The 12639-nt window shown below is 72.3% G+C and carries 9 protein-coding genes and 1 pseudogene; 2 read left to right on the plus strand and 8 right to left on the minus strand.

Going from position 1 to position 12639, the window contains the following annotated elements; genetic code table 11:
• The first annotated feature begins 82 nt into the window (after positions 1-82).
• A complete protein-coding gene (locus ABZY45_RS18045; RefSeq protein ID WP_356741015.1) occupies positions 83-919 on the plus strand; it encodes a nucleotidyltransferase domain-containing protein in 837 nt (278 codons plus the stop codon).
• A gap of 147 nt (positions 920-1066) precedes the next feature.
• Here ABZY45_RS18045 and ABZY45_RS18050 read toward each other — a convergent pair whose 3' ends face one another.
• The 7 genes and pseudogenes from ABZY45_RS18050 to ABZY45_RS18080 form a co-directional block, all read right to left on the minus strand.
• Entirely contained in the window at positions 1067-1915 is an 849-nt protein-coding gene (locus ABZY45_RS18050; protein WP_356741017.1) for an inositol monophosphatase family protein, read from the minus strand.
• Between the two features lie 44 nt (positions 1916-1959).
• Positions 1960-3765, minus strand: a complete 1806-nt coding sequence (locus ABZY45_RS18055; protein ID WP_356741019.1) for a gamma-glutamyltransferase — start codon at positions 3763-3765, stop codon at positions 1960-1962.
• A 77-nt stretch (positions 3766-3842) separates the two neighbouring features.
• Positions 3843-4817 (minus strand): oligopeptide/dipeptide ABC transporter ATP-binding protein, encoded by a 975-nt coding sequence (locus tag ABZY45_RS18060; protein WP_356741097.1) that lies wholly within the window; start codon positions 4815-4817, stop codon positions 3843-3845.
• 284 nt (positions 4818-5101) lie between these two features.
• Positions 5102-6115: pseudogene (locus tag ABZY45_RS18065) on the minus strand (ABC transporter ATP-binding protein); the annotation flags it as partial.
• The gene (locus tag ABZY45_RS18070; protein WP_356741098.1) at positions 6112-6933 is read right to left on the minus strand and encodes an ABC transporter permease; all 822 of its coding nucleotides are present in this window, start codon (positions 6931-6933) and stop codon (positions 6112-6114) included. The gene ABZY45_RS18070 and the pseudogene ABZY45_RS18065, both read right to left, overlap by 4 nt.
• Positions 6934-6998: 65 nt before the next feature.
• Entirely contained in the window at positions 6999-7952 is a 954-nt protein-coding gene (locus tag ABZY45_RS18075) for an ABC transporter permease (protein ID WP_356741021.1), read from the minus strand.
• Positions 7949-9532: an ABC transporter substrate-binding protein gene (locus ABZY45_RS18080; RefSeq protein ID WP_356741022.1), complete on the minus strand. Its 1584-nt coding sequence runs from the start codon at positions 9530-9532 to the stop codon at positions 7949-7951. Before ABZY45_RS18080 ends, ABZY45_RS18075 begins: the two co-directional genes overlap by 4 nt.
• Before the next feature lie 427 nt (positions 9533-9959).
• On the opposite strand from ABZY45_RS18080, the gene ABZY45_RS18085 reads away from it, so the two are divergent.
• Complete coding sequence (locus tag ABZY45_RS18085; RefSeq protein WP_356741024.1) at positions 9960-11024, plus strand: biotin/lipoate A/B protein ligase family protein; 1065 nt, start codon at positions 9960-9962, stop codon at positions 11022-11024.
• Between the two features lie 196 nt (positions 11025-11220).
• On the opposite strand, the gene ABZY45_RS18090 is transcribed toward ABZY45_RS18085, so the two are convergent.
• Positions 11221-12585, minus strand: coding sequence for a diaminopimelate decarboxylase (locus ABZY45_RS18090; protein ID WP_356741100.1), 1365 nt, complete (start codon positions 12583-12585; stop codon positions 11221-11223).
• Positions 12586-12639: the final 54 nt, after the last annotated feature.

Consider the following 12639-nt stretch of genomic DNA (forward strand, 5'->3'; position numbering starts at 1 on the left):
CGGACTCCTTTGTCAGCCGACGGCCAGGGCTCCAGGATATTCCGGGGCACCGACAACCGGGCCTCGGGTAGCGTCCCGTCCGATGGACGACACCTACGCAACCTCCCCCTCTGTCGCCGCCATGGCCGCCCGGCTCGTGCGACTGCCGGGGATCGAGGCCGTGGCCCTGGGCGGCAGCCGGGCCCGTGGCACCCACAGACCCGATTCCGACTGGGATCTGGGCGTCTACTACCGGGGCACCCCCGATGCTGCCGCCCTGACCTCTCTGGCCTCGGAGTCCCAGGGCACGCCGGCGGAGGTGGCGGGACCGGGGGGCTGGGGCCCCTGGGTGAACGGGGGCGCCTGGCTGACGGTGGACGGCGTGGCCGTCGACTGGATCCTGCGCGACCTGGACCGCGTGGAGTCCGTCTGGTCGGACTGCCGGGAGGGCCGCTACGAGGTGGGGGTGCAGGCCGGGCACCCGCTGGGTTTCTGGTCCCCCTGTTACGTGGGCGAGGTCGCGCTCGGCAAGGTGCTCGCCGACCCGGACGGCAGGCTGACGGCCCTTCAGGAGGCCACGCGCGTCTATCCCGAACCGCTGCGCCGGGCGCTGACCGAGGCGGCGTGGGAGGCGGACTTCTCCGTGGCCGCCGCCCGGAAGTCGGCCCCGTCCGGGGACACCCTCCACGTCGCGCTGTGCCTGTCGAAGGCCTTCGGAGTGCTCGCCCAGTCCTTGCACGCCCACCACCGCGTCTGGTGCCTCAACGAGAAGGGCGCCCTCGCAGCCGCCGCCGCACTGCCGGACACCCCGGCGGACTTCGCGGACCGCGTGTCGAAGGCGCTGCGCGGCCTGGACGCGACGGCGGTGGAGACGGCGGCCGGTGTGGTCCGCGACGTACGGGCGGTACTGGACGAGGGATCCCGGGTCCGATCCTGCTGAGGAGGGGCTGCCGCCCGGCGGAGACCGCGTTCGGCGCACGGAGAGTCCGCCGAGCGCGTTCCCTGCCTCCGGGCCGGGGCCGCGGCACCGGAAGCGGGCTCGCCCGGGCCGCCCGGTGCCCCGGGCGTGACCGCCTAGGCCTGCCGGCTAGGCCTGCCGGCCCGTCCGCAGCGCGTCGAGGATGCGCGCCGCCGTCGCCTCGTCCCTGGCCGCGGTGAACGGCAGATCGTTGCCGCCGGTGATACGGAACGGGGCGCCGGAGAGCGTCGACTGGGTGCCGCCGGCCTCGGTGACCAGGAGCAGCCCCGCCGCGTGGTCCCAGGCGAACTCCCAGTTGAAGGCGACCGCGTCCTGCGCACCGCAGGCGACGGCGAGGTACTCCAGCCCGGCCGATCCGCAGGAGCGGGCGTCGATACCCTCGGTGTTCAGGCCGAGCAGAGCGCGCTTCTGGGCGTCGGACGTGTAGTCGGGGTGGGACATGGCCACCTTGAGCACGGCGCCGGAGGCGGGCGAACCGCTGTGCACGGGCCTGCCGTTGAGCGTCGCCCCCCGGCCCTTCACGGCGACGGCCAGCTCGTCGAGCACGGGTGCGTACGTCCACGATGCGTACACCTCGCCCTGGAGCGCGAGAGCCACCAGGGTGCAGAAGCCGGGTTCGCCGTGGACGAACTGGCGGGTGCCGTCGACCGGGTCGACGATCCACACGGGGGCGTCGCCGCCGAGCGCGTCGAGGACCGTGGGGTCGGCGTGGACGGCCTCCTCACCCACGACGACGGAGCCGGGCAGGAGCCGCGTCAGGGACTCGGCGAGGTGCTCCTCGGCGAGCCGGTCGGCCGCGGTCACGAGGTCGTGCGGGCCGCTCTTCTCGACGATCTCGTGCGCGGCCAGCTGCCGGTAGCGCGGCAGGATCTCGGCGGCGGCAGCCGCACGGACCGCCGCCTCCACATCGGCCGGCCCGGTGTCCCCGGCGGTTCCGTACAGGAAGTCATCGATCATGACTCCAGCTAAGCACGGTCCGCCGGGGACGCTGCGGGCAGGCGTCAGCGGCCGACCGCGTATCCCTGCATGCCGCGCGGATTGGCGGCGGCGGACAGCAGGCCGGTCTCCGGGTCCCTGGCGACCGCGCACATGCGGCCCTCGGACCACGGGTCGCCGACCGTGACGTCGTGGCCGCGGCGGCGCAGTTCCTCGACGACCTCGGGGTCCATGCGTTCCTCCACCGTGACGCTGCCGGGGCGCATCCCGCGCGGGAAGAAGGAGCCGGGGAAGCTGTCGTTGTGCCAGTTCGGGGCGTCGATCGCGCCCTGGAGGTCCAGGCCGCCACGCACCCGGCCACGCAGCGCCACGGCGAGGAAGAAGTGCAGCTGCCACTGGTCCTGCTGGTCTCCGCCCGGCGTGCCGAAGGCCATGACGGGAACGCCGTCGCGCAGGGCGAGCGACGGGGTGAGCGTGGTGCGCGGACGGCGCCCCGGGGTCAGCGTGTTCGGCAGGCCCTCGTCGAGCCAGGCCATCTGCAGCCGGGTGCCGAGCGGGAAGCCCAGTTCGGGCACGACCGGGTTGGACTGGAGCCAGCCGCCGCTCGGCGTGGCGGCGACCATGTTGCCCCAGCGGTCGACGATGTCGAGGTGGCAGGTGTCACCGCGGGTCGCGCCGTCCTTGGCCACGGTCGGCTCGCCCGCTCCCGCCGCCGGTATGCCCATGGCGTCGAAGCCCGCCTCACCGGCCGCGACCGCGTGGGCGTGCGCGCTGAGGAGCGGAGTCCGGCCGTCGGGGCTGCCGGGGCGCAGTTCCAGGGAGGCCGTGTCCTCGATCAGGGCGCGGCGCCCGTCGTTGTACGGCCCGGAGAGCAGCGTGTCCAGGGGCACGTCATCTGCGTCGCCGTACCAGGCCTCGCGGTCGGCCATCGCCAGTTTGCAGCCCTCGATGAGCAGGTGGACGTAGTCGGCCGAGCCGTACGCGGGAAGCTCGGCGGGGAGCAGGGCGAGCTGCTGGAGGAAGGCGGGCCCCTGGCTCCAGCCGGCCGCCTTGGCGAGCGTCCAGCCGTTCCACTCAAAGGTGGCGGGCGCCTCGTACGTCGCGGACCAGCCCGCCAGGTCGGCGGCGGTGAGGGTACCGGTGTGCCTGCTTCCGCTGGTGTCCATGGTGGGGACGGCGGCCTGGCGGACCAGCGCCTCGGCGATGAAGCCGCTGCGCCAGACGTCGCGGGCCGCGTCGATCTGCGCGACGCGGTCGTCGCCGCCCGCGGCCTCGGCCTCGGCCGTCAGGCGGCGCCAGGTCGCGGCGAGGGCGGGGTTGCGGAACAGCGTGCCGGGCTCGGGGGCCTTTCCTCCCGGGAGGTAGACCTCGGCGGAGGTCGGCCACTCGGTCTCGAAGAGCTCGCGGACGGTCTCGACGGTCTCACCGACGCGCTCGACGGGGGCGTGGCCGTCCTCGGCGTATCCGATCGCGTACCGCAGCACCTGGGCGAGCGTCTTCGTCCCGTGGTCGCGCAGCAGCAGCATCCAGGCGTCGAAGGCGCCCGGGACCGCGGCGGCGAGCGGTCCCGTGCCGGGGACCAGGTCCAGGCCGAGCGAGCGGTAGTGCGCGGCCGACGCACCCGCGGGGGCGGGGCCCTGGCCGCAGAGCACCCGCACGTCGCCGTCCGCGGGCGCGAGGATCATCGGTACCTCGCCGGCCGGGCCGTTGAGGTGGGGCTCGACGACGTGCAGGACGAATCCCGCGGCGACGGCCGCGTCGTAGGCGTTGCCGCCGTCCTCCAGGACGGCCATCGCGGACTGCGAGGCGAGCCAGTGGGTGGAGGACACCATGCCGAAGGTGCCCTGGAGGGTGGGGCGGGTCGTGAACACGGGAACGGCTCCTTGCTGCGGCGTGCTGAGTTCTGTTGCGGATCGTACGTACGGGAGGCGGGGCTCCGGCGGGGCGGTCAGGCGGCGGCGTCCGGGGCGGTGCCGTCGTCGGTCACCAGATGGCAGGAGACCTGGCGTGCGCCGGGGATGTCGCGCAGTGCGGGGACCTCGGTCCGGCACCGTTCGACGGCGAGCGGGCACCGGGTGTGGAAGCGGCAGCCGGACGGGGGATCGAGAGGGCTGGGCAGTTCGCCGTGCAGCACGATGCGCTCACGGGAGCGCTGGACGACGGGGTCGGGGACCGGCGCGGCGGAGAGCAGCGCCTGGGTGTACGGGTGCTTGGGATCGGCGAACAGCTCGGTGGTCGGGGCCTGTTCGACGATCTGGCCGAGGTACATCACGGCGATCCGGTCGGCGAGGAATTCGACGGCGGCGAGGTCGTGGGTGATGAAGAGGCAGCCGAAGCCCCGGTCGCGCTGGAGGTCGGCCAGGAGGTTGAGGACGGAGGCCTGGACCGAGACGTCCAGCGCCGACGTGGGCTCGTCGGCGACGACCAGGTCGGGGTCGCAGGAGAGGGCACGGGCGATCGAGATGCGCTGGCGCTGCCCGCCGGACAGTTCGTGCGGGTGCCGGTCGGCGTGCTCGGGGCGCAGCCCGACCTGCCCGAGGAGCTGCTCGACCCGTTGCCGTACGGCTTCCCCGCGGGCGTGACGGTGCAGCCGGATGGGTTCGGCGATGATCTGGCCGACGGTCATGCGGGGGTCGAGCGAGGACGAGGGGTCCTGGAAGACCAGGTGGAAGTCCTTGCGCAGCGGGCGCAGCGCACGCCGGGAGAGGTGGCTGACGTCGGTGCCGTTGATGTGGACGGTGCCGGCGGTGGGCTCGTCCAGGCGCACGGCGCAGCGGCCGACGGTCGACTTGCCGCTGCCCGACTCACCGACGAGGCCGACGACCTCGCCACGTGCGATCGTGATCGAGACGCCGTCGACGGCCCGGACGGTGCCGCCACCGGACGCACCGAAGTGCCGTTCCAGGGCGCTGATCTCCAGCACCGGGGGGTGCGGGGTGCCGGCCGCGTCGCCTTCGCGCGCTGCGGGGACGCTCTGCGCGGTGGTCACTTTCCGGCCTCCTGGTCGGGTCGCGCTTCGACGTCACGGGGGTGTGCCGAAGCTTCGGGGGGTGCTGGATGCGCCGGGCTTCCCAGGTCCTCCGGCCCCTCGGGACTCCTGGGACGCCTGGGACTTTCGGGGCCGGCGGGGCTCTCGTGAACGGTGCCGGCGGGCTCGGCCCCACCGGTGCCGGCGGCGGTGGCCGTGCCGGTGGCGTCGGCGTCGTACGGGTGCCAGCAGGCGGCCCGGTGCGGGGCGTCGGCCCCGGCCCGTGGGTCGATGGCCCGGAAGCCGGGGCGGCTGCTCGTACAGGTGTCGTCCGCGCGCGAACAGCGCGGCGCGAAGGTGCACGCGTCGGGCTGGCTGTCCAGGCTGGGGACGAGCCCCGGGATCTCGGGCAGCCGCCGCTTCCCCTCGCCGCCGGGCCGCAGCACGGCACCGAGCAGACCTCGGGTGTACGGGTGACGGCCGGAGGCGAACAGTTCGTGCACCGGGGCCTGCTCGACGGCACGGCCGGCGTACATCACGAGCACCCGGTCGGCCGCGTCGGCGACGACTCCGAGGTCGTGGGTGACCAGGACGATGGCGGTGCCCAGGCGCTCACGCAGGGACTGGAGTACTTCGAGGATGCCGGCCTGCACGGTGACGTCCAGGGCGGTCGTCGGTTCGTCGGCGATGAGGACGGCGGGGTCGCAGGCGACGGCGATGGCGATCATCACGCGCTGCCGCATCCCGCCGGAGAGCTGGTGCGGGTACTCGTCGATGCGGCGGGCGGGTGCGGGGATCCCCACGAGTTCGAGGAGTTCCACGGCGCGCGCCTTGGCCTCCTTCCGGCTCAGCCCCTGGTGCCTGCGCAGCACTTCGCCGATCTGCCGGCCGATGGTGAGGACCGGGTTCAGCGAGGTCATCGGCTCCTGGAAGATCATCGCGATGTCCTTGCCGCGGACGTGCCGGAGCTCCTTCTCCGTCGCGCCCACCAGCTCGCGCCCGGAGAGCCTGATCGAGCCGCCGATCCGGGCGGTCGGCGGGAGCAGGCCCATGGCGGCCATCGAGGTGACGGACTTCCCGCAGCCGGACTCCCCGACCACGGCGAGGACCTCACCGGGCGCCAGGTCGTAGGAGACCCCGTCGACGGCGTGCACGGTGCGGGTGTCGGAGCGGAACGAGACCGACAGGTCCCGCACGCTGAGCACGGGTTCGGCCGCCGCCCTCCGGGCGGGTTCGAGAACGGTCTCGGTCATCGGGTCCCTCCTCGGGGGTCCAGGACGTCACGCAGCCCGTCGCCGAGCAGATTGAAGGCCAGCGTCGCCGCGACGATCGCGAGGCCCGGGAAGACGGCCAGCCAGGGTGCGGGCGCCAGGAAGGACTGGGCTCCGGAGAGCATCACGCCGAGCGAGGGGTCCGGCGGCTGGACACCGAGGCCGAGGAAGCTGAGCAGGGCCTCACCGATGATCGCCGCGGGGATGCCCACGGTCGCCTGGACGATCAGGGCGGAGGTCGCGTTGGGCAGGATGTGCCGGAAGAGGACGGTGCCGTCGCCGCCCCCGTTGGCGACGGCCGCGGCGACGTAGTCGACGTGCTTGAGCCGCAGGGTCTCCGCCCGGGTGATCCGGATGACGGCGGGGATCTGTGAGATCCCGATGGCGATGGTGGCGTTGGTGAGCGAGGGGCCGAGGATCGCCGCGAGCCCGACGGCCAGCACCAGGAAGGGGAAGGCCAGCATGGTGTCGGTGAGGCGGGACACGGCCGAGTCCGCGAACCGTCCGTAATACCCCGCGAGCAGCCCCAGGGGCACACCGACGAGAAAGGCCAGCGCCACGGCGAGGAGGCCGACCTGCATGGACGCGCGGGCCCCGTGGACGATACGCGAGAGCTGGTCGCGGCCCAGGTCGTCGGTACCCAGCCAGTGCGCGGCACCGGGCTCGGCGAGCACGTTCTGGAAATCCGGCTGTGCGGGATCGTACGGGGCGATGAGCGGGGCGAACAGGGCTGCCAGGAGGAAGACGGCGGCGATGATCGCGCCCGTGAGGGCGAGCCTGTTCCTGCGCAGGGCCCGCAGTTTGCCGCCCCCGCCCTTGCGGCTGCCCGCCTCGGGAGCGGTGGGTACTGCTGTGGTCGCCGTGGTCACCGGGCACCTCCGAGCCGGATGCGCGGGTCGATGACCGAATAGACCACGTCGACCAGCAGGTTGATGAGGATGTAGGCGGCGGAGGTGCAGAGCACCACGGCCTGGAGCGTCGCGTAGTCGCGGGTGAAGACGGCATCGATGGTGAGCTTGCCGAAGCCGGGCAGGACGAAGATCTGCTCGGTGACGACGGCTCCGGATATCAGGTGTCCGAGCTGGAGACCGAGCACGGTGACCACGGTGACGAGCGAGTTGCGCAGGGCGTGTCCTCCGATGACGGAGCCCCGGGACAGTCCCTTGGCCCGCGCGGTCCGCACGTAGTCGGCGGAGAGCGAGTCGAGCATCGCCGCCCGCGTCTGGCGCATCACGACGGCGGCGAGGCCGGAGCCGAGCACGATCGCGGGCAGCACCATACGGCGCAGGTTGTCGACGGGGTCCGTGCCGAAGGGAACGTAGCCGGAGGCCGCGAACACCGGCAGCGCGATGGCGAAACCGAGTACGAGCACGATGCCGAGCCAGAAGGTGGGGATGGAGAGGCCGATGAGCGCGACGGCGTTGGCCAGCCACTCCTCGGGCCTTCCGCGCCGTACGGCGGCGACCACTCCGGCGCCGATGCCGACCACGATCGCCAGGAGCAGGGAGAGCGCCGCCAGTTCGAGGGTGACGGGCAGCGCCTGTCCGATCGCGTCGGCGACGGGGAGGCCGGTGCGGGAGGAGTTCCCGAGGTCGCCGGTGACGGCGTGTCCGATGAAGCGGCCGTACTGCACCACGATGTTGTCGTCGAGGCCGTAACTCGCGCGGATGGCAGCGAGGGCCTCCGGGCTGCGTTCCTCACCGGCCAGCGCGAGCGCCGGATCTCCGGGCAGGGCCCGGATGCCGGCGAAGACGACGATGCTGACGAGGAAGAGCGTGATGAGGGACTGACGCAGGCGCGTCAGCAGGTACTTCGTCATCGGGTGTACCCCGCATTCTTGAGCCGGACCAGTCCGTCGCCGTAGACCTGGATGCCGGCGACGTCCTTGCTCGCGACGACGTAGTTCTTCTGCCGGTAGAGGTAGATCAGCGCGTGGGCGGCCTGGACGCGGCGGGTGAGCGCGTCGTAGATCTCGGTGCGCCGCGCGGGATCCGCGACGCTGCGGCCCTCCGCGATCAGCTTGTCGATCTCGGGATCGCCGAGACCGTAGGCGTTCATGGCGCCGGCGGTCTTGAGGAAGTTCGAGACGTTGCCGTCCGGGTCGAGCCGGCCGGACCAACCGCTGGTGAAGACGTCGTAGTCGCCGGCGTCGGTCTCCGCGAGCATCGTGGCGTACTCGGTGGGACGCAGCGACAGATCGAAGCCCGCCTCCTTGACCATGGCCTGGAGCACCTGGCCGACCCGCCCCTGCTCAGGGGTCGTGGACGTCTTCAGCTCGATCTTCACCGGGGTCTTCACCCCGGCCTCCTTCAGCAGCTTCTTCGCCCGGTCGACGTCACGCCCGGGGCAGTCCTCCGGCTTGACGCCGGGTGCGATGGCGGACTGCGGGGAGATGGGCCCGCAGGCCGGCTCGTACATGCCCTGGAAGACGACCTCGTTGATCAGGTCGCGGTCGATGGCGAGCTCGAAGGCCTCACGGACGCGGACGTCGCGGGCGATCGGGGTGTCGATCTTCCCGGGCTTCTGCCCCAGGCCCTTCACGTTGCCGACGTTGAGACCGATGCCCTGGTATCCGAGCGAGGGCGAGTTGAAGAGCTGGAGTCCCGGTTCCGTCAGGGCGCTCCGTACGTCGACGGGCCCCATCTGGTCGCCGACCTGGAGGTCACCGGAGCGCAGGTTGGCGAGCCTGACGTTGCCGTCGGGTATGGGCTTGTAGACCACACCGTCCAGGTGGACCCGGTCGGCGTCGTAGTAGTTCGGGTCCTTCTCGAGGACGATCCGGTCGCCGCCCACGCGTTCGACGAAGCGGAAGGGGCCCACACAGGAGGGGTGGTTGGTGAAGTTCTTGCCGTACTTCTCGAGCGCCGCCGGTGACATCACCATCCCCGCCCGGTCGGCGAGTACACCGGTGAGCGGGACGTAGGCGTGATCGAGGGTCAGGCGGACCGTGAGGGGGCCGACGGCCTCGGCCTCGCGGACCGGGGCCAGTTCGGTACCGCGTGCGGATCCGGGCAGGTCCCGGTGGCGCAGCAGTGAGGTGACGACCGCCTGGGCGTCCAGCGCGGTCCCGTCGCTGAACTTCAGCCCGGGACGCACCGGGAGGGTGACCGTGCGGCCGTCGGCCGAGACGGCCGGGAGCGACGCGGCGAGCTGCGGCACGACGGTGCCGTCCTCGTCGATGTCGTAGAGCTTCTCGCACATGCCCGCGAAGACCGTGCGGCCTACCAGGGTCTGCGCGAGCGTGGGATCGAGTTTGTCCGGGTCGGAGTTGAGAGCGACGGTGAGTGTCCCGCCGTCGCGTACGGACCGGTCGTCGGTCTTGCGTACGCCTCCGACCTCGGTCGCCGAGGACTGCAACGACGTGCAGCCCGAGGTGAAGGACACCAACGCAACCGCCACCAGGGCAACCGTTTTACGGCGCACGAGGGCCTACCTCCCGCCAAGGGTGATCAAGGAATATCGCAGACCGTATTTCGCATACAGTCCACAAGGCAAGGCCTCCGCTCACAGAGCGGACAGGTTTTACATGACGATCGGACAACGGAGGCCGGACGCGCACCTCACCGACCCGCTGCGCCCCCGCCTTCGAGGGCCCGCCCCCCGCAGCGCGGCAGCCACGCCGCGCCCCTCCACGGCCCCGCGGTCGTACACAATGAGCGGAACTCGGCGTTCCGGCCCTCCGCAGGCTGGAGCGGCTGACCGGCCGGATGGCGGCCACGCGTGGCGGACGGCGTCCCGCCTCGCGTTCTCCCGGCCGTCCACCGGGAAGACAACGAGCTTCGCGGGTGCTGACACCAGAGCGATCCCATTCATCGGAGGCCCGGCAATGCACGGCGAATACAAGGTTCCCGGCGGCAAACTCGTAGTGGTGGACCTGGAGAACCAGGACGGCGTCCTGCGCGAGGTGCGCGTCGCCGGGGACTTCTTCCTGGAGCCCGACGAGGCGATCACCGCGATCGACGAGGCGTTGGAGGGCGCCCCCGCCGACACCGACGCCACCGGGCTCGCCTCCCGCATCGAGGCGGCGCTGCCCGAGGGCACCGTGATGTACGGGATCACCGCCGAGGGCGTCGCGGTCGCCGTCCGGCGCGCCCTCGCGCAGGCCACCGACTGGACCGACTACGACTGGCAGTTCATCCACGAGGGTCCCCAGTCCCCCGCACTGCACATGGCCCTCGACGAGGTGCTCACGGCGGAGGTCGCCGCCGGGCGCAGGCCACCGACTCTGCGCGTGTGGGAATGGGGCGCGCCCGCCGTCATCATCGGCAGCTTCCAGTCCCTGCGCAACGAAGTCGACGCCGAGGGCGCCGCACGCCACGGCGTCACCGTCGTACGCCGCATCTCGGGCGGCGGAGCCATGTTCGTGGAGAGCGGGAACACGATCACGTACTCCCTGTCGGTGCCCGCCTCGCTGGTCTCAGGGCTCTCCTTCGCCGACTCCTACGCCTATCTCGACGAATGGGTCCTCGACGCGCTCGGGGACATGGGTATCAAGGCGTGGTACCAGCCGCTGAACGACATCGCGACGGATGTCGGGAAGATCGCGGGAGCAGCGCAGAAGCGCATGGTCGGCCCGGAGGGCGGGCCGGGCGCGATCCTCCACCACGTCACCATGTCCTACGACATCGACGCCGGGAAGATGCTGGAGGTGCTCCGCATCGGCAAGGAGAAGATGTCGGACAAGGGCACGAAGTCCGCCAAGAAGCGCGTCGATCCGCTGCGCCGTCAGACCGGCCTGCCCCGGGAGACGGTGATCGAGCGCATGGTCGACTCGTTCCGCGACCGCTACGGGCTCACCCCCGGCGGCGTCACCGGTGAGGAGCTGGCCCGCGCGGAGGAGCTGGCCGCCACGAAGTTCAGCAGCGCGGAGTGGACGGCGCGGGTGCCGTAGCGGCGCCTGGGCCTTCCCCGGCCGGTACGCCCTGGACGGCCGCCACCGGGCCCACCGCCACCGCGTCGCGCGCGATGCCGGCGCCGAACGGGTTCTCGCGACGACCGGGGCCGAGCACGGCGGTGACGGCACTCTCGGGGGTGTTGCTCGGGGCGGTGTTTCTCAGGAGGGCGTTTCTCAGGCAGGAGGGTGTTTCTCAGGCCTCGGCCGAAGGGGCCGGGGCGACCAGAGCGTCGGCGTGGGCGAGACCGCTCTCCGCCGAGATCTCGTCGAGGGTCTGGTGCGTCCGGACGGTGGCCAGCCGCACGTCACCGCTCCGCTCCACCGTGAAGCCGTGGACGGCGGGCCGGGGCAGGCTGTTGTAGGCCCAGTGCGTCGAGAAGTAGTAGGCGCCGGTGTCGCGGAGGACCACCAGGTCGCCCTCCGTCACCTCCGGCAGGTCCTGTGCGTGGGCGACGACGTCACCGGCGAAGCAACACGGTCCGGCGATGTCCTGGCTCAGCGGTGTGCCGGTCCGGGGGCTGCCGTCGGCGTCGAAGACACCCACCCTCAGCGGCCACGCCTCCGGCATCAGGACGGTGCGCGTGGCGGTCTGCGCTCCCGCGTGGGTGACGGCGATGCGCCGGCCTCCCGCTTCCTTGGTGTACTCCACACGGGCCGCGATGAACCCGTTCTTGGCGAGCAGTGAGCGTCCGAACTCCGTGACGAGCGCATAACGGCCGTCGAAGAGGTCCGGGACGGCCGTGCGCAGTGCCCGTGTGTAGGCGGCGAAGGTCGGGCGGGTCTCGTCGTCGTCGAAGTTGACGGGCAGCCCGCCGCCGATGTCCAGGCTCGTCACCTGTCGTGCGCCCTGCGCCCGGTTGATCTCCTCCGCCAGCCGGTAGGTCTCGGCGACGCCCTCCGCGATGAGTTCCAGCGGACATCCCTGGGAGCCGACGTGGGCGTGGAGCCGGGTCAGCCACGGGCGTGCGGCGAAGGCACGCACGACGCGCTCGCGCGCCCCCGGATCGCGCAGCGCCACCCCGAACTTCGAGGTCGAGGTCGCGGTGCTCATCGCTCCGATGGAACCTCCGCCGACCTGCGGGTTGACGCGCAGTCCGACGACCGAGGTGCTGTGCGCCGGACGGAGTTCGCCGATGCGGAACAGTTCGTCGAGGTTGTCGGCGTTGACGGCCACACCGAGCGCGAGGGCCTCGCTGATCTCCTGGCGTGTCTTGGCGGGCGAGTCGAGCACGATCCGCCCGGGAGCGACGCCGGCGTCGAGCGCGATGCGCAGTTCTCCGGGGCTCGCCACCTCGCAGCCCATGCCGAGTCCGGCGAGCAGCCGCAGCACGGGGACCAGGGAGCAGGCCTTGACGGCGAAGGTGTGGAGCACGTCGGGTGCTTCGGCGAAGGCGGCGTCGAGGCTCGCGACCGAGGCCCTGATGCCTTCGGTGTCGAGGAAACCGGCGACCGGCCGGTCCTCCGAGACGAGTCCGGTGGCAACGGCCCGGCGCAGGACGGCGGAGACCCGCCGCGCAGGGGCGGAGGCCGCCGGGAGGGCGGCCGGTTCCTGGGAGATGTCGCCGGCAGATGTCACGAGGGGGCCTTCCGCTGGGGCGGTGCCACGGGTGCG

This window comes from Streptomyces sp. NPDC006516, assembly GCF_040611875.1.
GTDB lineage: Bacteria > Actinomycetota > Actinomycetes > Streptomycetales > Streptomycetaceae > Streptomyces.